The following is an 18,321-nucleotide window of genomic DNA, read 5'->3' as shown; positions in this document are numbered from 1 at the left end:
GTGGGATTATTGAGAGTTTTCTCACCCGATATTGGGATAGATTTGGGAACAGTTAATACGTTGGTGTATGCCAAGGGAAAGGGTATTATCATCCGTCAACCCACGGTTATTGCTAGGGATACAGAAAATCAGTCCATCTTAGCTTGCGGTCATCAAGCCCAACGCCTAGAGGGAAGGGAGCCAACCAATATTATGGTCAGCTACCCACTGCGCGAAGGCGTCATTACGGACGTAGACATCGCCTTTCAGTTATTACAACGGGTTCTAAATCAGGGATTAGGAAGGAAACCCTTTTTCCCTCCCCAATTGACTCTGGCGATTCCTAACGGAGCCACAAATGTAGAGCGACGGGCACTTCAAGATATTGCTGGACTAGCTGGTGCAAAAGACATTTCTATTATTGATGAAGCGATCGCTGCAGCCATCGGTGCAGATCTGCCCATCGATAAGCCTCTTGGGAATATGATTGTTGATATCGGTGGCGGTACAACTGAAGTGGCGGTTATCAGTTTATGTGGGGTGGTGAGTAGCCAATCCATCCGAGTCGCTGGTACTCATATGGATGATGCGATCCGCCAATCCCTTAAACGTAATTATGATCTATTAGTAGGATTACAAACGGCTCAAGCGATTAAGCATAAGCTAGGATCTTCCCTCATCCATCCACATTGGGATATAGAGGAGATGGAAGTAGGAGGCCGTAGCTCTCAATCTGGCTTGCCTAAACAACTGACTTTGAAGGGGGCAGAGGTACGTGACATCCTGCAAAAGGAAGTTGCATTGATTGTGAATACCGTTCAGCAAACCTTAGAAAAGTTGTCACCAGAACTAGTCTCAGATATTTATACCAATGGACTAATGCTATGTGGTGGTGGAGCTTTGTTGAGAGGACTTGATCGATTAATCAGCCAGGAAACTGGTGTTTTTGTGCATGTAGCTCTCAAACCTCTTGACTGTGTGGCTTTAGGAATTGGAAAGATTCTCGAAGATCGCCAAAAATGGGACAGAGTATTTATGACATCTAACTGATTGTGATCAGTTAGATGTCCATTTCGATGACCAAGCGGATTTTGAAATTCATATTCTCATTGTTGAACGGTTTTAGCCCAACGAAATCTAAACCGTTTTCTAATACATCGCTTTACCCTAACACCCTGTACCAAACCGCCCTAGCAAGCCATTGCTAGGGTTTTCCCTCACAAATCAGCCCTTAAAGTAGTCATTTGGACGAGGCCATAAGGATGATAAAAGCTCAGAATTGGTGCAAGATTAGCTTCAGTCCTTCCGTAGTCAGAAGTAATAATCATCCCATCGGATGATGCCATATCGTCCCATTGGACAAGTTGAGGACATTTAGATACGTCCATACAGTTGATTTCATTTGACGATAAATGAACAACAATCGTAGGTAGATAACATGCCGAATATAGGCGCTCTATAGCAAGGAAATCCATTCTCACCTCTCTTCATTGACCTAATAGAACTAAATTGCAAGGAGTTTTTATGAAAAATTATCTTCAATCTTTACTTCCTTTGGGATTAGCTAGTGCTACCGTAATGGGTGTTCCACTCCTAGCAACTGAATCCCAAGCGGCTGAGAGCATTTTTGTCCGCTATCAAGATACTGAAGTCAATGTAACCCGACAGGAGCTGGATAACTTTACTAATACTGGAGAACTGCCATCTTCATTGCAAACCCTGCTTAATACAGATGCTGAGCTACCAAAAGTAGTCCGGGCCATCCTCTCGGATCAGCTGACAGTTCCAAAATTCATGAAGAACTTTATTGAAGGCTCAAATGGTGAATTCCTGCTCTTTAAGCTTGACCAGGTTATTTCTAGCACGGATGGTAAAACTGAGCGAGGTCTGAATTCTATCAAAACAGCGGTGCTTAACTCAATAGAGGATGATCGTATTTCTTTCTTAGAAATTATCAACAAACATCCCCAAAACACCATTCGCCTAGACATAACAAATCTTGAAGGCACTTACAACGATGTAAGTGGATTTGTGGAGCGAATTCTGCCTGCTTTAGAAGTTGCGAAAGGCGTATTGTCAGACTTCATTTGTGATTGCAATACAACTCAGGCATCTCCGAATGAGACAAAAGCTCAAACGGTTTCTAGCCATCAACATCATTCACAGAAAGGATTAGAGGATTGCGAAGATGTAGTAGGGACTACTACATCTTCTGAACCAACTTCCTCTGATACAGCCCAGCTAAAAGAAGATGCATCTACAGTCAAGCCATTAGACACAGCCACAGGACCAGCTACTCAACCCATGGCTACTTCTGCCAAAGTCCAATAGCAGTTATGGGTGGTGTTTCAGTATTGGGTGGTTCGTTTTCTGGGCTGCCCTCCACAATCGCTCTTTATTAATGCTGACATGATTATTCAAAGTATATTGGAGTCAATCTATGGCCATATTTCCCTCGTGGTTGTCAAAGATGGGTCATTGGGATGTCGTTAAAGGGTTATCTTTAGCCACTGTTACCGTGGCCTCAACAACTAGTCTGTTATTGTCCAGTTCTTCTGCTAATGCTGCAGAGAAGGTGGTGTTTACCTACAAGCAGTTTGGTCAATCCTTGACTGTAGATGAGTTGGAAACTTTTGCTCAAACGGGTAAAGCATCTTCTAAGTTAAAGTTCTTTTTGAATGTGTCAGGGCAAGATCCTGAAGCGGCCCGTCAGTTTATGACCAAGGAGGTAAAAGTAAAGCTGCAGACTGCAGATCGCCTACTTCATATCCTCCCTGGTGAATATGCCTTATTTCAGGCAGGGCAAATATTTCAGACCCCTAGCAAAAAAGCTAATCTACAAGCATTTCGCTCAGCCGTCATCCTTTCTCTCAGTGATGACAACCGCATATCCTTTTTGGAATTTTTACAGCGATATCCCACGCAAGAATTTGTTGTAGATGGCTTTAAACTTGCAAAAGTGGCTGGAACGATTGATGGCCTCATAGGTAGTGGTGAAGAGGCAGTAGAGGGAACAGGTCCCTTAGCTGTAGCCAAAGATGTTCTGAGTAGTTTCATTTGTGACTGTTCACAATAGTCATAGATGTGCCAGGCGGATGTGATGAGTTAAGCAGGAAAACCAATAGGACTAGTCCAATAGGAGGATGGGGATGTAAAAATCTTCATCCTCTTTGCTGATGGCGGGTTTACGCTTTCCTGATTGAATAGAGATATGGATTAAACAACCTTTCGGGTTGCCAGATTAAAGCTTTGCCTTTGAATTCTATGGCTTCCAGACCTTCAACGTTCTGATCAACCCCAATAATGCCGTTGCTCAAGCGGTATTGCAGCACATGATCGAGAGCGGTGATTTCTTCTTCTTCTCTATTGATGAACAGATGGGGATTGCCACGGCCTTTCGTAGTGAGATTGGCAATGACACCTTGCAAAACCTGACGGAGAACTGGGAGCGGCTTCAGCATTCCAGTACGACGGAAGACCAATACCATCAGGTGATGTTGAAGTTCGCTGCAAACCCACATCCACCAAGGATTCTCCTCAAATGGGTGTGCCGGGATAATATCGAGTATTTGGATCTGACTAAGGATCGGATGGATTTGTCGCCTGCATAGTTACTTGCTTCGTTCCTGTGTCAGTCTGCTCTGCATTAAACTCTACTGTCTCGGTGCCTTCAAGTATTGGGCAATCTAGAGATAAACCCTATGCTTGGTATTGAGGAACATTTTGAATGGGTAGATTAATGGGCTTGGCTCTGCTGGCAATAGGCTTCTATTTCATGGGCCAGAACATTTACTTCACTACCAATGTTCATCCTTATTGGTGGCGAGGTATTTCAGCAGATGCTTCTGTACTTTTCCTAACAGGTGGAGTTATCTCACTCTTTTTCTTACCCAGACGAGAGAAATTTTTAGGGTGGGTGCTCATGGGAATTGGAGTTTTGCTGATCTTCTTCAGTAGCCATGCCGTCCTCAATCCCACTAGCCTTTGGCAATTCTGTCTATCTTTCGGGTGTTTTGTGAGCGGGTTTCAACTATTTAGCACAGGTCAATTAAATATTTAGACACTGAGCAAGATGGTATGAATGAAGGTTACTGCCCAGGCTGAAGCATTGGTAGCACAGGAGTTCCAACAAAAATACTTCTAAGTGAATCAAGTACAGGGATATCTTGCTTTCTCAAAGTCGAAATATAACCGCGAATACGGCAGAACTGCTGGGCACCCGCCAACGAGCGGAAGCAACCTGAGATCTTCTGCTTCAATTTCATCATGCGAATATCCCGTTCAGCCTGATTGTTATCAAAGGGAACCTGGAAATCATACATAAAGGCCAGAACAGCAGATTGGTACTTCTCCAGTCGGTCGAGAAGGTTTTTCGGTGTACTTTGTTTTTTCTTGCCTCGTTTCTTAGGTGCGTTTTCATCAACTGGCAGGATTGGATTACTCTTGAATCCATCGGCTAATACTTTTCGGTAACGCTGCTCAAACATCTCGATTTGTTCTGTGCTGAGAGCTTTTAAGCCTTCAGCATGAGCACTCTCTACCTGAGTTTTGATGTCCACCAACAACGTCATCATCTCTTCAGCCCAAGGTTGCTGATAGTGCTCAACGACAAAGCGTAACTCCCGCAAATGATGAGCATTGCAGAGACCATGAGCACAATCATAGGTGGCGTAACTCTGCCAACCATCATGAATGCTGGTACCCGTAAAGTTCGGCAGAATATCCATTTCGTCCATCGCTGCTTTTCCGCGTTTGGCATGAACAAAGTAGTAGGTCAACCCACTCGTACAGGCGACATGTAGCCACCATAGCTTGCTGTTCACCCGCAGCCCTGTCTCGTCAAAATGCCCTATTGCTGCTTGCTCAATACCGTCTTTGATCTGTACCTCAATCGGTTCTAATTTCTGAGCACAGGTTGTACGGGCATTGCAGAGGGTTCCTTCAGAAACCTGGCAACCAAAAACTTCTTTCAACAGGTCACTCGTTCGCTCAAACGGCAACAGTTGAGCGTCCAGCAAGTACACCATCAAGCCTTTAAGGCTACTGCCATACTGAACCACATTGGTGACATCTGCAGGGAATACACCCCGGCTCAAGGTTTGGCAGTGCTCACAATACTTGACTTCTGCTTGATGCTCAATCACCTGTAGTGACAAGGGGGGTAACTCATGAACCTGGCTAAGGTCATATTGTTGTGGTGCTACTTCTGTTAAAGAGGCACCACATTCTTGACACTGAGTCACCGGATGTAAAACTACGGCATCGACGGTCTCACGCCACTCCAATGTGCTACCAGGATGACCTTTTTGCCCACCACTTTTGCGTTTACTCTTACCCCGTAGACTTTTTGTCCGCTTCCCAAAGCCATCGCCTGAGGGTGGTTTACTACTGTTACGACTATCCTTGTCAAGACGTTCTTCTAGTCGCTCTATCCGCTCGATAAGACGGGTGACTAGCTCAACAACCGCATCCTCACCTTGATGGTAGATTGCTCGAATATCAGATTCACTAATTTTTTGATCAGAGACTTTCTTGTTCAACGGAAGATCACGGATTGATTGCTGTTGTGCTTAAAACATAGATCCAGAGAGAGTTATAACTTCATTCTCAACACAATGATTTAAGCCTGGGCAGTAACGAATGAAGATAACATTAGTCTGCCATTCCTGGATCACACTGGACTCTTACCTCAGTTTCTCCGTACCATCCCTGATAATCCTTCGATTCATCCGCAGATCATCTGGTGTCTCAACGTAAACCTTGAAGTCCAGATACTCCAGGATTTCGGGTAGGGTCAGCACAAATAGACCTTCGGAAAAAGCTAAAAAGCTTGCCAAGCAAAGCATTTCCTGAGAAGAAAAATATTTTTGAAGAACATTCAATATCTTGACAAATCTGATAATAACGTTATTATCCTTTCAGGTTTTGTGAATATTTTTGACTCATCTAGAGGCATATAAATGATCACAGCTACAAGAGATAAGCAATTGAGCACCAAGAAAAAGAAGTTTATACCCCCCACTAAACCCATAATCATTGCTTTTCTCAGCCAGAAAGGTGGAGTTGGCAAAACCACCACAGCCACACATGCTCGTGATTGGTTTGAGCAATTTGGCTCTGTAGGATTTATAGATGCAGATGCCCAAAGAAGCAGCTCCAAATGGCTCTCAGCAATCAGTCCAGAAATAGAATATACAGTCATGGGAGACGCAAGAACGCTTCTAAGAGAGCTGCCAAATGTAAAAGAAAAATTTGATTATGTCATCGTAGATGCTCCTGGAAGTATGGAAGATGTCTCCAGAGCAATTTTGAGCCGTTGCGATATTGTTGTCATTCCCTGTCAAACCTCACAACTAGATTTGGATAGCAACGATGAAACTATTGAAATGGTCGAAGTTGCACAAGATATTAGAGGGGGCTTACCTAAAGCCGTTCTATTCTTTAACCGTGCTGAGGAAGGCACCATCTTATTACGGGAAGCTCTTGAAGCGGCAGACAAAGATGAGAAAACCAGGAAGCATGTGTTCCCGCTTGATACAGTCATCCATCAAAGAACATGCATAATGGATACTCCAGGCCAGAGAACTACAGCGATTAGAGAAGTACAACGCCTAGAAGAAAATCGTAGAAAGAGAAAGTTAAAAAAGAAAAACAAAAACTTCACTCCTATAGAAATGGCTCGAAATGAGTATTGTGAACTTTTTGAAGAAATCGTGAGGATCATTAATGGCTAGCCGTCGTTCGCTTACTCTCAGGAAGGGAAAAGATACTGAAGCAGCATTAGAGAGCTTTGTACTTAACGATGATCTTCTTAATTCTAAAGGCCAGCCCGCTTGGAGTACATCTCCAATTGTGGAAATAAGTCTTGACAAGATTATTCTCCCTGAATTTCAGCTTAGGCTTTATTACGATCGAGAGAAAATCGAACAAATCAAGGCTACGATTCAATCTGTTGGTATCAGAGAGCCGCTTTTACTAAGACCGATACCAGGCAAAGGTAAGTATTTTGAGCTGATTGCAGGTTCGCAACGTAGACTTGCCGCTGAAGAGTTAGGCCATAAAATAGTGCCAGCAAAAGTAGATGAGGTTGATGATCTCATTGCATTAAAAATAGCCATTATCGAGAATGAAGCACGGTCAGATATTAATCCATTTGAACGAACTCGTGGAATCATTCAACTTCTATCCACTGGCCTTCAAATGAGTAAAGACGAAGTTTCTCAGATCTTGACTTCACTCTTTAACGCAGCAAACCGTCGTAGCGATAATAACGTTATTATCAACGATGAGCAAAGGAGATTTATTCTCTCTGTCTTTGAAGAGATGGGGCTAAACTGGAAGTCTTTCGTTGCTAACAAACTGCAACTCATCAATCTACCTAATGATGTAGTTGCATTTCTTGAATCAGGAAAAGTCTCATATACGAAAGCTATCCGCATAGCTAGAGTTAAAGACGAAGACATTCGGGAAGAATTGTTACAACGTGTTGTTGCAGAAGAGCTTACAGTTAAACAACTTCAGAGTCTCATTACTACGGTCTCAAGTAAGACAACTAGTAGTGAAGAAATTATTTTGCGTGATCGAGCTAGATCTGTATTAAAAAGGGCTACAAGCCCAAAATTATTAAAGGACAAAAAGATTCGCAAAAAAGTTGAATCACTAACTAATCAGCTTGAATCACTTATTTCAGAATGTGAGTAAAAGAGCCCAACCTTAGACATTCTTTCAATCGCTTGCCCTCAGCCGCCATTCCTGTTTAAATCGTCTCAACACATCAAAACTTGACGACTTAACTGAATCCTGATGTCGCAGCAAGACGACCTTGCCGAATTGTTCGCGGCTGAGTTCCTGGCGGGCAAAGCCTATGCTTCTATCGTAGAGGCCCGAAACCAGGCATCTCAGTTGCTGAATCAACCCGTGCATCCTGACAGCCCCCTAGCAAAGCTGGCGGGCGAGATTTAAATCGGTGATCACAGATCTGAAACTAGGCTTTGCAAAGTAATAGCCCTGAAATAATTGGATGCCGAATCGTCTAAGAGCATCTAACTCAAAACCTGTTTCAACTCCCTCCGCTATGGGTTCAATCGCTAAATCTCGACAGACTCGCACAATCCCTCGAACAATTGCCTGACGACCTTTATCTTTATCGATATTCCGAATCAAAGCCATATCTAGCTTGATAAAGTCTGGATGGAAATCAGCCAGAAAGTTCAACCCTGAATAACCTGCACCAAAGTCATCCAACGCAGTTCTAAACCCTAGCTCTTGGTAGTGCTCAATGATGGCGTGAACATGAGCGTAATCCTTAACCTTTTCAACTTCCGTCAGCTCAAATAGAATTCGGTTAATGGGGAAATTACATTGTTGAGCTGTTTCAAGTGTTGTCCGAATACAACGTTCCGGTTGATACACGGCATTAGGCAAGAAGTTGATACTCAATATCGATTGAATGTCTAATTCTGCAGCAAGTTGGATAGCCCGAACCCGGCAGGCTTGATCAAAACGATATCGGTTCTCATCCGTTACTTGCCCCAGAATACTAGCTGCTGATTCATTATTCGTACCTCGAACCAACGCTTCTTGAGCAAAAATGCTGCCATCTGCAAGATTAACGATGGGCTGGAAGGCCATTGTGAACTCAAAGTTTAGCCCAGGCGAACTGAGACAACCATCACACCCCATTACTATCGAGTTCTGCTCAACCACAAGTGGATTTCTCTGATATGAGGTTAGACATAGGCCAGATCAAGATAAACAATATTTACAGAGTGTGCTGTTAGTTAGCAACCCAGGCAAGCTAAGGCTTTCCGCTTCCTTAGTATGCCCATTGATGGAAAACAAGTTGAATTGAGCACAAAGGTTTCACAAACCTGTTCTACTTGAGTCCAATTTGAAAATAAGGTCTACCTAATTTACAGATTGAACTAGCTTGTCTGTACTGCATGGTAATTGATTTCTTGTATCCAGACATCACTAAATCCCTCGAATCCCTCTCCAGGTACAAGGATATTGGGAGCCTCTTTTTGTCTGGTAATGAATTCTTCACGCCATAATTCCCAAGCCCGAATTGACGGTAGCTCTAAATCTGCACAGTATTCATACCAGCTATCCTTCTCAAGAAGTGATGGACCATTGAGAACTCGTTTAAATTCGACTTCAATTAAGCCTAAATTAACCAGCTTCTGGATAAACGGAGGATTTTTAAATGGTGGCTTCCTATGATTAATGATCGGGGTTTCATAGTAAAGCCGCACTGTGTTCTCAGGGTGCTTTTTGGCTGTCCTCAGAAGTGCTAATTGAGTCTGAGTTAAGGAAGGGATACTGATCATTAGCTAGCCTCATGCAGAATCATCTACCAGTTCCTCTAGGTACTCTTTCTACCCATAAGGATGCTGCTTTCTAGGTTGATTTAGCTCAATCGCCAACTAACCTCAAGGTACAGCTATTTTATCAAACTAGAAAGTAGCCCCCAGATCACCTCAGAAGTCAGGTGCATCGCCAGAATTTGTTGGCTTCGTCCCTGATGTTACTAAAGTGCGATAACTCAACCTCTATTAAGGCAATCCGACGCTTTGCCCCAAGACTAACAGTAAGCCCTACAGTCAGACACCTGGGGTCAGCAGCAAGCATACTCTACTCAGCTCCAAAATTTCAGGGCTTGCACCTAATAGATCGCGTATGAATCCATTGCTGGAAGCGGATTTTTGACGTAAAAAATAGAAAATATTAGATTAAAGAAGGGCATCCTAAATCTATTGGGTAGAGCCATTGTTTACGAGCTTACCTCTATTTGTTATAGGAGAAACAACAAGTGAAAACCGTTTTAGTAGTAGATGATAGTCCGGCTGAACTAAAGCTAATGTGTCTATATTTGAAAGAAGCGGGTTATCTTGTGGTTAGCACAGATGATGCCAAAGATGCGTTGAACAAAGCTGAAACTCAAAAGCCTGATCTTGTCATTACCGATGTGGTCATGCCGGAAATGAGTGGGTTTGAGTTGTGCCGAAGTCTAAAGAAGAACGAAGCGACTCAGCAATTACCTGTGATTATCTGCACGACTAAGAATCAGGATTTAGATAAGCTCTGGGGTAGAAAGCAAGGGGCAGATGAATACATTACCAAGCCCTACACTCGTGAAGATTTTTTAAAAGCTGTTAAATCTGCTATCTAAGCAATGAGCTGAAAAACAGCTTTCTTTCAATTGGTGAGATTAGGATACCTGACACGATACCCCAACCCCCAGTTCTCTCTAGAGGCTGGGAGTTGGGGTTGCATGGCTAAGACTTTGCGGCCTCTTCCCTCATCATGCTAGACAGCGATGACTCAACTTTCTTCTTAGCAGTCCGACGCTTGCCCCCACCACTAGACTCAACAGGAGTCGGGTCTTGAGGAACACCCAGCTCATCATCAAGTGGATCAGGGTCGAAGACCATAACAGGGGATTCCTCGACTTCGCTGATAGGCTCCTCCACTTCAGCTACAGATGCAATCTCCTCCAGGTCTTCCGAAAAGTCAGGAGCCTGATCCTCAGCCTCGACCTCAGAAGTATCCTCAACCGGGCTGTCGGCCAGGAATGCCTGGGTCTGGACCTTGAACCAATCGATAGCTTTATCATGCAGTTCCCAGTGGGCATCAATCCGGTCTGTGAGCTGGGTCTTGATAAGCGTTTGGATGAACAACGTCTCTTGCCGACAACCTTTGCGGAAGACAGCCACAGCATTTCCTTTGACCTCATCAAAGATAGGTCCATGCTTCTGGCCCACTTTGGACAGTCCCCAAGAGCAGAGGATTGTAAAGTTTTTCCAGCCCTGGACTTCCTTGCGAATGACGAACAAGAAGGCTTTGCTTGCAGCCAAGCCAACTTTCTTAGCGGCAGAGTCAATCACTTCGGTGGAGGCAGATTGTTCGATTTTGACAGAAGTTATCAATTTCATAGCGGTGTCCTTTGGATAACGAATAGTGGATAAGGCACGGCTGGCATGTGCAACCGAGTCGGCTCAGTGGATATTGGGAAAACGAAAAGGGAGGTCTTAGCCTCTTGGGGAATATACCGCCGCCAAAAATCAGGCTCGATTTGGAGCCGTGGGCGGGATGGATTTGGTGAAAAAACTTTGGGTGGGAATGCCCCACTGCCTAGTCACTAGGGTAGCGTGGATGGCTTGGTGCTACAAGGATTGGGGGATTAGGGTTTCTGATCGGTGGAGGGAGGGAGACTAAGCAGGGCTAATGATTAGTGTGCAGGTGATGACAATTACTGAAGATCCACAACAGCAGATTCGTGGAGGATGAAATGCTGAGTCGGATCGAGAGACAACCATCCTGTCTTTCGCAATGATTTGAGAGTCTTAGTCACCGTCACCCGAGTTGTCCCTACTAGATCAGCAAGTTGTTGATGAGATAGTCGAACGCCAAGCCGTATCCCTTCCGGTGTCTGTTCACCTATTTCTTTGGTCAGCAACAACAGCAACGCCTGCAAACGACAGCTCACAGAATTATGGTGCATCACGACTAATAAAGCTTCCGTTGTCTGGAGACGCCGAGTTATCTGCTGGAGAATCTCTTGAGCCAACGATGGAGAATTCTCAACCTCGATTTGATTCAGGCGGAGCAACGCTACATCCGTTAGCGCGATGGCCTCATACGGATCGACTTGGGTTAACGGCAGGCCAAAGGGCATATCAGGATACACCAAGCTAAGACTTGCTTCACCTCCGTCACTGAAAAAAGTACTCAAAACAACCAAGCCTTGGCGGAGAATCCACATCTCCTGAGAGCTTAAAGGAATCTTCAAGCCTTTCCTAAAATGGTAGGTCTGACGGCCCTGACAGAGTTCTTCAAGCAACTGACACAATGAGAACAAGGATCATGATTATCAAATCCATGTCCACAAATCTTCTCAAACACCCTGAGAACATAAATTCTATTCTGTTGTATCCTAGAACACTTTCATTTGATACCCTCAAAGGTTATTCATCTTGATTTACTTGGTGAACAATGTCTTGGATTTGAGCATTGAGGGAGCAGAACCGCCGAATCAATTCTCAAAAGACGCCTGATAGAAGCAAGTGAAGAGCCTCGCTAATCCGCTGTCCAACCTGGACAAGCATTGACCTCACCCGTCTGGAATACACTGAAAAGTTTCTCTGCAAACGCTACGGGAATAAACCAGTGGGCACAACCAATGTACAAATATGCATGTGCGGGTTAACCCAGATAAAAAATTTCAAGGTTGATGTCACTATTTTGCTGCCAGATATCTTCCTGGTAGAGACTAGTGCCTCCTGGACAGATATAGGTGCAGATCAAACATTCATCGAAACTACCATCTTCCATATAGTCGATGTAGTTCTCTTGGTAAAAGTCAGAGGTTTTGAACTTGCGAATGACGATATACAGCTCCCCTGGCCCCTGAATCTCAAGCTCCCGCCTACCAGGATGATCCGTGATGCCGACTCGCCACCCCTGAATGTATTCCCTCTTCATCCGCAATCACCTCCATCATCCAAACTCTGGAAATTCCCTCACGCGCAAATCATCAGGCCATTCCTCAATATCTCCACCCTTCGCTGAACGGAGCTTGGGAATGCCCACGGGCTTACTACCGAGCTGCTTGATGAACACGGGGATATCTGCGGTCTTGCATTGGTCCCGGATTGAGCGAATCCAGTCCACATCACAGGGCCGTGCGCCAGGGCCAGATTCACCCCCGGTAATACACCAATTTGCGGGAAGGGCACCAAGATTCACGGGTTCGAGCAGCGGTTCACAACTCAGGAATCTTACTGGTGCTGGTGTTTGCACTAGCAGAGGAATTCGCTCATCTGCGGCTTGCTGATTCTCAACTGATACCAATAAGCATCAAAAAGTGTAATTTTGATTTGCTATTAAACTCTGCCAGAAAAGGGTTTCACGAATTTCATGATTACGCTTTTAGGCTCAAATTGGTATGATACGCCTAACCAGAGATTAGGGAGCGGCCAATCCCACTGACATGATTCAAGGCCAGCTAATATCTCGTAGTTAACATTGGCTGATCGGCCCTTAATGACAGCAGCAATCCGAATTCTGTTTTTGGCAGTCATGAGATAATCCCGCATTCGCCTTGGTCGTTTAGTCAGCATCTGCACTGTGACTTGAGGATTGAGCGCGATTGCAGCAAAAATCTGATCCAGCCACTCGTCTTTCACTGCTGAATGGAATGGATCAGACATCGATGGCATGAATACCCTGATCGGCTTCCGAAACTTGAATAGCTTCTCCAACTGCTCAGGGACAAAATTCACCTGGCCTGTCCAGTTCCCCTGCTCATCTACAACGCCGTGATACTGGGAGAACTGTTGCAGTCGTCCTGACTTAGAAGCTCTGGCCGCATAGCAATGTTCACAGCCGCTTTCCTTGGCTCCCTTAGCTCGAACCTTTGTGCAGCCCACCAAACAATTGATGGTGTGATCGGTCCATTCGATAGTGGTCATGTCTTTTGCTCCATCAAAATTTTCAACGTTTCAGATCGGACATCTCGGAGTCCCTGACACCCGCGATAGGGAATAGGATCAGGCAGTGCAACGATGTTTCCTAGCTGCCAAGCAAAGCGCCCAGATTGCCAGCACCCCACGGCCATCTCCAGGTCAGTCTGTCTGCTGATGAGCCTTGAATCCATCTGGGGACAGTCCACCAGATCCGCAATCGCCACAATGCAACCGAGTGGGTAATCACGTGGCTTGCGCGGCACCTTGCCACCCGTCAGATCATTAACTTGACTGACTATGGCTTGCCCATCTAAGCCGATGGTTCGCTTGGCCGCATGAATAGCCAGCTTGCCCCGGTAGTGAGTGCCCCATGATCGGGTTTCATAGCGCTTGAGATTCAGGGCAATAAAGGTTGCCCACGGTTGCCAGAGGGTAAGGATTTTCATAGATCGACCCCCATCGCAATTCCTGTAGCTACATGCATCTGCTCTGCAATGCCCCAACAGTCATCGCAAAGTTCAAAGTAATCGTCGTCAGCACCCTTGCAATACGGTTGAAGATAGCCGCAGATTTCACACTCGTAATACTGGCCTGGTTCGCAGCCCAGACAAAAGGAATTACTGCGATCGCTTAGGCATCCCAAGGGTTGCAGTTGCAGGACACCTCGACCTCGCTGAAGCAGATTCCAAAGTTGTTTATTCACCGCTAAGCCCCCCACTAATTGCATTCCCGACAGAACCCTTTACTATCGAGCTGTGAGGGTCTGTACCACTCGCCACAGGTACGGCATTGTTGTTTGGCTTTGGGGCTAAGACCTTGCTGAATTGCCTGGATAATCCGATGCAAAAAGCTATGTTCTGATTTCATTGCTGCTTCTCCTTAAGTCGGGCCTGCGTTCTCCCCAAATGCCCCAGCAGGTAGGGTCCAGGTATTCGGGTCAACGAGGATTGGGGCTGTGTATTCATTGCTCAGGGATAACCGGAGCTGGCTTGACTCTCTTGTTCTCGTAGTTGCTTTTCCCGTTCGATTGCAGGATTCAGGAGTAAATCCTGAAGGTTCAATGTGCAACTCTCTTCATTCGGCAGTGGGCAAATGCCGAAATAATGGGGCAACCGCACCAACTCTAATTGGATGAAATCAAATTGCAAGCTGGGTATGGAAAATTTTTTCTGCGCCCGTGCCTGCATCCGTCGAATGCGTTCTCGATACTTCCGCTCCAGAGGCCAAGGTCGATATGGACGACTGGGTTTGCTAGAGATCGGACCAGAGTGATTGACTTGGGGGATAACAATACCGTTTTTCTTGTGATACGCCTTCACCGCAGATCCCATCTCCGGGGTGGGTACATCCTGCAATCGCTGCCAGCATTGTTGAAACATCCGGTTTGCTATTGCAAGTATCTCCGCTGCTTCCTGACGGAGTTCCACCAGCATCTTTTCAAAGGATTGGCGCTGCCCGGTTGTCTTGACTGGGCCAGATTGCGGGAGCTTCAGGGGGAGGGCAGTTTGGACAGCACTCATAGTCACTCTCCTAACAACACAACCTAAGTCGGACAGCAGGGCGTAAATCGGTGATTTTAACTGAGGTGAAATCCTCCCTAAACTTCCCTGATTTATCCTTAGAAATCATCAGAACGTGTTGCCGGGAAACGGTTGAGAACACCTTGAGACGGGTACCATTTTGTCTCCTGAGATAGCCGAGGAAGTACACGAGATGATTCTGAGGCGAGTAGACTAAATCGCGCATGAGAGTTTCCTCCAATATTTAGTTGGCTAATTGGGGTTGTGGCTCCCCTTAAATTTCGAGATAGGTGACGGCAAACGCGCCTTCAATATCTGCATTGCACTTTCTAAAGCAGTAGCAATCACTATCGATTTCTAGGGGATATTCCATCCAAAATCCTTGATGAACTTGTTGAGCTTCAGCAGGACAATCTGGATCATGTTCAGCGTTGACAGCTTGGATAAAAGCAACTGGATCGTGATGACCGATGGCATAGTAGCCAAACAGGTCACCGCTCCAATCACAACCCACTTCCCGCAGTTCTTGAATCTCAATCGAGGCTGTCAACGGTTTAAGGCACTGCATGATTTACCTCCTGTTTGAGTTATGCGATTTTTATAGAGCTTTGATAGATGCTTAAAAGTGAGTCTTAGGCTGACATCGGCGTAGCTACCCACACCTCAAGCCCTCGCTAAAGTCCTGATAATTTTTTTCGTGCTAGTCTCACGATCTATCTGCCATAATTTCTGCAGATATTCAGGAGTCGGGCGTATCCCTCGTTTGTGACCACAGCTCTCGCATATCCAGCGAAAATGGGTCTTGCCAGAGGGCTTATGGACGAGAGCTTGAGATGCAATGGCGAACCGCAATTCCTGACAACCGCAACAACGATTCATGCACGGCATATGAAGAAGCCGCACAGATTTTTCCTTAAGCATGGTAAATTCTCCTAGAAGGTTTAAAGGGGCGATTCTTCTAGTTAGGAATCGCCTTTTTTATTGATTCGATTGAGTCAAGACAGCCCTAACTACAGGGTTTCTGGTGCTTCCACTCCAGAAAAGACTTGATAACATCGCAGTGGCAGGCTAAGGGCGCGCACCAGCCAGGGGCAGCGCAAGAAAAATGAAGCTGTAATATGCTTTGGAACTCCATTCTGTTAAAAGGGTTTCCCCATGGCTACAGGATTCAGCAAGCCTCCTTCCTCACCAGCTTCCACTGACTCATCCTCGTCACTCCTGCCTGCCAGTGATTGCGATCAGGCTTATCAACAATTGTCCGAGTGTTTTGAAGATTTGCCTGATCCACGTGGAGGCCAAGGTGTCCAGCATCCGTTTGTCAGCATCGTCGTGATTGGACTATTGGCAAGTTTAGGTGGCGCACAAGGGTGGGAAGACATTGAAACCTATGGTCTAAGCCATCAAGATTGGTTGTCGAGTTTTCTGAGGCTACCGTCCGGGATACCGACAGCAGACACCTATCGACGAGTGTTTGAGCGTATTTGCCCCTCCGCTTTTGAGCGGAGTTTCAATCACTGGTTGGATCAGGTAGTGACAACCCTCGGCGCTCAAGTGATACCGATTGACGGCAAACAACTCAGAGGTTCCTATGATCGCAATCAAGACCAATCCGCATTGCATCTGGTCAGTGCTTGGGCCAGTGAGTATCGGTTATTTCTAGGACAGGTCAAAGTTGCAGACAAGAGTAACGAAATTACCGCTATTCCAGCACTGCTAGAGCTATTAGACATTGCCGGGTGCATTATTACCATTGATGCAATGGGAACTCAGCACGAGATTGCCCGCCACATTCAAGCTAAAGAGGCTGACTATGTGCTGGCCCTCAAGGAGAATCATCCCACGCTGTTTGAGCAGGTTGAGCAATGGTTTGAAACGGCTGAAGCGAATGAGTTTAAGGGCATTGAGCACAGCTATGATGCCCGGGTGGAAGCAGGGCACCATCGTCGCGAGAAACGACAAGTTTGGGCCGTGTCCCTTCAACAGATGGGTCCTCTCTACAAGCAGGCGCAGTGGAAGGGCTTGCAAACCATCGTCAAGGTCGCTCGGACCCGCCACTTGTGGAACAAAACCACCTATGAGGTGATGTTTTATATCAGCTCTCTACCGCCAAATGCTCAGCAGTTGGGCAAAGCCATCCGCCAGCATTGGTCGATTGAGAACCAACTCCACTGGGTCTTAGATGTGACCTTTGGCGAAGATGCTAGCCGCATTCGCACAGGACATGCACCGGAAAACATGGCCATCCTGAGGCGCTGGAGCATCAACCTTCTCAATCAAGAAACGTCCTTTAAGAAAAGTACCCGTCAAAAACTAAAACGGGCGAGCATGGATGAAGCGTATATGCTCAAAGTTCTAGGCGCTTCTATTCCTTTACAGTCTAGCCTTTCAGAGGCTTGATTTTCTTGCGCTTACCCTGCTCCATGACCTAAGAGGTTGTTAAAAGTTACAGCTGGTAATCCTGATAGCCTCAATGACTTATCGATACTTTCGCCTCGGCGTAGCAATCGCACCATTGATTGAGTCTGCCAATATGCATCTTTAGAACGGTTGATTTGTTTGAGATTCTGCGCCCGGTAGAGTCCATTCATTAGGTGGCGGGCAATTCCATAGTTATCCAGACTAGATCGCTCGATCAGCTGCTTTTCTGATGGAGTTTCCACCGTCGCCTTAGCCTGGAGGGTCTTCGGTGCGCGGATCAGGGGTAATGGCTCGGACGGAGGTTCTTCAGCTTGCGCTTGAGGGGTTGGCTCAATCAGATCGGGTACGTCGTCAGAGTCCTCTTTCTCTTCAGGTGCAGGCTCTTTAACTGGCTTGGAGTCATCATCTGCCTTGGGCGCAGCAAACCCCGGTGAGAAAGCACTGCTAAACTCACTAGAAACCGTTAAGTTCTTAGGTTTCTTGCCTTTCTTCTCTTTTTTGATCTGCTTATCGAGCCTAGGTGGAGGAGAAAAGACGTTTGTGGCAGTGACGGGCTGAGGCTGAGCGGCATAGGCAGGCTGATTCCCAATCAAGGTCGTGGTCTGATTGGGAATCCCTTTGACTCGCTTGAGGATATAGGATTTGGTCGTTTCCTTACCCAGACCATCATCAATAATCAGGGTGAGGGTGGTACTGTTCAGCTTGGCCCCTGGCTTGAGTTTGACAAAGATAAATTTGGCATTCGGAATCTTTGGATGTTCACCAAAATCAAATGCCTCGAACATTCCAGGCCAAGCCTTGACGATCCGGGCTTGGGAGCCTTCAATCGTGAAGGTATGCCCATGTCCTTCCGAGATTTCAATAACGGGTGTCGCCTGCGCCCGCACCATAGCGGGCACAGTGGCCATCAACAAGGCCAAAGGGATTGATTTGTACAT

General features: G+C 45.9%; 22 protein-coding genes and 1 pseudogene. 9 read left to right on the top strand and 14 right to left on the bottom strand.

What is annotated here, in order from left to right; genetic code table 11:
* From mreB to I1H34_RS00465, 5 genes are all read left to right on the top strand, one after another.
* Complete coding sequence (mreB, locus tag I1H34_RS00485) at positions 1–1,029, top strand: rod shape-determining protein (protein WP_235111383.1); 1,029 nt, start codon at positions 1–3, stop codon at positions 1,027–1,029.
* 474 nt (positions 1,030–1,503) lie between these two features.
* A complete protein-coding gene (locus tag I1H34_RS00480) occupies positions 1,504–2,310 on the top strand; it encodes an alpha/beta hydrolase (protein WP_212661548.1) in 807 nt (268 codons plus the stop codon).
* Between the two features lie 139 nt (positions 2,311–2,449).
* Positions 2,450–3,055 (top strand): alpha/beta hydrolase, encoded by a 606-nt coding sequence (locus I1H34_RS00475; RefSeq protein ID WP_249369178.1) that lies wholly within the window; start codon positions 2,450–2,452, stop codon positions 3,053–3,055.
* A gap of 256 nt (positions 3,056–3,311) precedes the next feature.
* A complete protein-coding gene (locus I1H34_RS00470; protein WP_249369177.1) occupies positions 3,312–3,590 on the top strand; it encodes a hypothetical protein in 279 nt (92 codons plus the stop codon).
* A gap of 116 nt (positions 3,591–3,706) precedes the next feature.
* Positions 3,707–4,039 (top strand): hypothetical protein, encoded by a 333-nt coding sequence (locus tag I1H34_RS00465; protein WP_212661546.1) that lies wholly within the window; start codon positions 3,707–3,709, stop codon positions 4,037–4,039.
* Positions 4,040–4,067: 28 nt separating this feature from the next.
* Here the strand turns inward: I1H34_RS00465 and tnpC are convergent, their stop codons facing one another.
* Both tnpC and I1H34_RS00455 read right to left on the bottom strand, forming a co-directional pair.
* Positions 4,068–5,492, bottom strand: coding sequence for an IS66 family transposase (gene tnpC, locus I1H34_RS00460; RefSeq protein ID WP_212661627.1), 1,425 nt, complete (start codon positions 5,490–5,492; stop codon positions 4,068–4,070).
* A 171-nt stretch (positions 5,493–5,663) separates the two neighbouring features.
* On the bottom strand, positions 5,664–5,825 hold the full coding sequence (locus I1H34_RS00455) for a hypothetical protein (RefSeq protein WP_212661626.1): 162 nt from the start codon (positions 5,823–5,825) through the stop codon (positions 5,664–5,666).
* 114 nt (positions 5,826–5,939) lie between these two features.
* Here I1H34_RS00455 and I1H34_RS00450 point away from each other — a divergent pair, with 114 nt between their 5' ends.
* Together I1H34_RS00450 and I1H34_RS00445 are read left to right on the top strand one after the other, a co-directional pair.
* On the top strand, positions 5,940–6,713 hold the full coding sequence (locus tag I1H34_RS00450; RefSeq protein WP_212661545.1) for a ParA family protein: 774 nt from the start codon (positions 5,940–5,942) through the stop codon (positions 6,711–6,713).
* Positions 6,706–7,680, top strand: a complete 975-nt coding sequence (locus I1H34_RS00445) for a ParB/RepB/Spo0J family partition protein (RefSeq protein WP_212661544.1) — start codon at positions 6,706–6,708, stop codon at positions 7,678–7,680. The genes I1H34_RS00450 and I1H34_RS00445 overlap by 8 nt, the downstream gene beginning before the upstream one ends.
* Positions 7,681–7,914: 234 nt before the next feature.
* Here I1H34_RS00445 and I1H34_RS00440 read toward each other — a convergent pair whose 3' ends face one another.
* Both I1H34_RS00440 and I1H34_RS00435 read right to left on the bottom strand, forming a co-directional pair.
* Positions 7,915–8,661: an EAL domain-containing protein gene (locus tag I1H34_RS00440; protein WP_315874838.1), complete on the bottom strand. Its 747-nt coding sequence runs from the start codon at positions 8,659–8,661 to the stop codon at positions 7,915–7,917.
* A gap of 242 nt (positions 8,662–8,903) precedes the next feature.
* Positions 8,904–9,308: a hypothetical protein gene (locus I1H34_RS00435; RefSeq protein ID WP_212661542.1), complete on the bottom strand. Its 405-nt coding sequence runs from the start codon at positions 9,306–9,308 to the stop codon at positions 8,904–8,906.
* 482 nt (positions 9,309–9,790) lie between these two features.
* Between I1H34_RS00435 and I1H34_RS00430 the strand changes: the two genes are divergently transcribed.
* Positions 9,791–10,150 carry a response regulator gene (locus I1H34_RS00430; RefSeq protein ID WP_212661541.1) on the top strand — a complete coding sequence of 120 codons (360 nt, stop codon included), beginning with the start codon at positions 9,791–9,793 and terminating at the stop codon, positions 10,148–10,150.
* Between the two features lie 106 nt (positions 10,151–10,256).
* On the opposite strand, the gene I1H34_RS00425 is transcribed toward I1H34_RS00430, so the two are convergent.
* The 9 genes and pseudogenes from I1H34_RS00425 to I1H34_RS00380 form a co-directional block, all read right to left on the bottom strand.
* A complete protein-coding gene (locus I1H34_RS00425) occupies positions 10,257–10,913 on the bottom strand; it encodes a hypothetical protein (protein ID WP_212661540.1) in 657 nt (218 codons plus the stop codon).
* A 317-nt stretch (positions 10,914–11,230) separates the two neighbouring features.
* Positions 11,231–11,770, bottom strand: coding sequence for a Crp/Fnr family transcriptional regulator (locus I1H34_RS00420; RefSeq protein ID WP_235111390.1), 540 nt, complete (start codon positions 11,768–11,770; stop codon positions 11,231–11,233).
* A 413-nt stretch (positions 11,771–12,183) separates the two neighbouring features.
* On the bottom strand, positions 12,184–12,462 hold the full coding sequence (locus I1H34_RS00415; protein WP_235111391.1) for a hypothetical protein: 279 nt from the start codon (positions 12,460–12,462) through the stop codon (positions 12,184–12,186).
* 15 nt (positions 12,463–12,477) lie between these two features.
* Positions 12,478–13,451, bottom strand: a pseudogene (locus tag I1H34_RS33235) (DUF5131 family protein).
* Positions 13,448–13,891 carry an ASCH domain-containing protein gene (locus I1H34_RS00400; protein WP_212661539.1) on the bottom strand — a complete coding sequence of 148 codons (444 nt, stop codon included), beginning with the start codon at positions 13,889–13,891 and terminating at the stop codon, positions 13,448–13,450. Before I1H34_RS00400 ends, I1H34_RS33235 begins: the two are co-directional and overlap by 4 nt.
* Positions 13,888–14,148 (bottom strand): hypothetical protein, encoded by a 261-nt coding sequence (locus I1H34_RS00395; RefSeq protein ID WP_212661538.1) that lies wholly within the window; start codon positions 14,146–14,148, stop codon positions 13,888–13,890. The genes I1H34_RS00400 and I1H34_RS00395 overlap by 4 nt, the downstream gene beginning before the upstream one ends.
* Positions 14,149–14,162: 14 nt before the next feature.
* On the bottom strand, positions 14,163–14,312 hold the full coding sequence (locus I1H34_RS00390) for a hypothetical protein (RefSeq protein WP_212661537.1): 150 nt from the start codon (positions 14,310–14,312) through the stop codon (positions 14,163–14,165).
* 101 nt (positions 14,313–14,413) lie between these two features.
* Complete coding sequence (locus I1H34_RS00385) at positions 14,414–14,965, bottom strand: hypothetical protein (protein ID WP_212661536.1); 552 nt, start codon at positions 14,963–14,965, stop codon at positions 14,414–14,416.
* Between the two features lie 274 nt (positions 14,966–15,239).
* Positions 15,240–15,533 (bottom strand): hypothetical protein, encoded by a 294-nt coding sequence (locus I1H34_RS00380; RefSeq protein ID WP_212661535.1) that lies wholly within the window; start codon positions 15,531–15,533, stop codon positions 15,240–15,242.
* A gap of 587 nt (positions 15,534–16,120) precedes the next feature.
* Between I1H34_RS00380 and I1H34_RS00375 the strand changes: the two genes are divergently transcribed.
* The gene (locus tag I1H34_RS00375; RefSeq protein WP_249369176.1) at positions 16,121–17,362 is read left to right on the top strand and encodes an ISAs1 family transposase; all 1,242 of its coding nucleotides are present in this window, start codon (positions 16,121–16,123) and stop codon (positions 17,360–17,362) included.
* Positions 17,363–17,373: 11 nt separating this feature from the next.
* On the opposite strand, the gene I1H34_RS00370 is transcribed toward I1H34_RS00375, so the two are convergent.
* Positions 17,374–18,321, bottom strand: a complete 948-nt coding sequence (locus tag I1H34_RS00370; RefSeq protein ID WP_212661534.1) for a hypothetical protein — start codon at positions 18,319–18,321, stop codon at positions 17,374–17,376.

Origin of the sequence: Acaryochloris marina S15, from assembly GCF_018336915.1 — a bacterium.
GTDB classification, from domain to species: Bacteria; Cyanobacteriota; Cyanobacteriia; order Thermosynechococcales; family Thermosynechococcaceae; genus Acaryochloris; species Acaryochloris marina_A.
This window is presented reverse-complemented; position numbering and strand designations above follow the sequence as displayed.

Bases quoted from the DNA above. Each gene is read 5' to 3' on its own strand.
- I1H34_RS00480 (WP_212661548.1), top strand. From the start codon at position 1,504: ATGAAAAATTATCTTCAATCTTTACTTCCTTTGGGATTAGCTAGTGCT.
- I1H34_RS00475 (WP_249369178.1), top strand. From the start codon at position 2,450: ATGGGTCATTGGGATGTCGTTAAAGGGTTATCTTTAGCCACTGTTACC.
- I1H34_RS00470 (WP_249369177.1), top strand. From the start codon at position 3,312: ATGATCGAGAGCGGTGATTTCTTCTTCTTCTCTATTGATGAACAGATG.
- I1H34_RS00465 (WP_212661546.1), top strand. From the start codon at position 3,707: ATGGGTAGATTAATGGGCTTGGCTCTGCTGGCAATAGGCTTCTATTTC.
- I1H34_RS00455 (WP_212661626.1), bottom strand. From the start codon at position 5,825: ATGCTTTGCTTGGCAAGCTTTTTAGCTTTTTCCGAAGGTCTATTTGTG.
- I1H34_RS00450 (WP_212661545.1), top strand. From the start codon at position 5,940: ATGATCACAGCTACAAGAGATAAGCAATTGAGCACCAAGAAAAAGAAG.
- I1H34_RS00445 (WP_212661544.1), top strand. From the start codon at position 6,706: ATGGCTAGCCGTCGTTCGCTTACTCTCAGGAAGGGAAAAGATACTGAA.
- I1H34_RS00440 (WP_315874838.1), bottom strand. From the start codon at position 8,661: ATGGGGTGTGATGGTTGTCTCAGTTCGCCTGGGCTAAACTTTGAGTTC.
- I1H34_RS00435 (WP_212661542.1), bottom strand. From the start codon at position 9,308: ATGATCAGTATCCCTTCCTTAACTCAGACTCAATTAGCACTTCTGAGG.
- I1H34_RS00425 (WP_212661540.1), bottom strand. From the start codon at position 10,913: ATGAAATTGATAACTTCTGTCAAAATCGAACAATCTGCCTCCACCGAA.
- I1H34_RS00415 (WP_235111391.1), bottom strand. From the start codon at position 12,462: ATGAAGAGGGAATACATTCAGGGGTGGCGAGTCGGCATCACGGATCAT.
- I1H34_RS00400 (WP_212661539.1), bottom strand. From the start codon at position 13,891: ATGAAAATCCTTACCCTCTGGCAACCGTGGGCAACCTTTATTGCCCTG.
- I1H34_RS00390 (WP_212661537.1), bottom strand. From the start codon at position 14,312: ATGAAATCAGAACATAGCTTTTTGCATCGGATTATCCAGGCAATTCAG.
- I1H34_RS00385 (WP_212661536.1), bottom strand. From the start codon at position 14,965: ATGAGTGCTGTCCAAACTGCCCTCCCCCTGAAGCTCCCGCAATCTGGC.
- I1H34_RS00380 (WP_212661535.1), bottom strand. From the start codon at position 15,533: ATGCAGTGCCTTAAACCGTTGACAGCCTCGATTGAGATTCAAGAACTG.
- I1H34_RS00375 (WP_249369176.1), top strand. From the start codon at position 16,121: ATGGCTACAGGATTCAGCAAGCCTCCTTCCTCACCAGCTTCCACTGAC.
- I1H34_RS00370 (WP_212661534.1), bottom strand. From the start codon at position 18,321: ATGTACAAATCAATCCCTTTGGCCTTGTTGATGGCCACTGTGCCCGCT.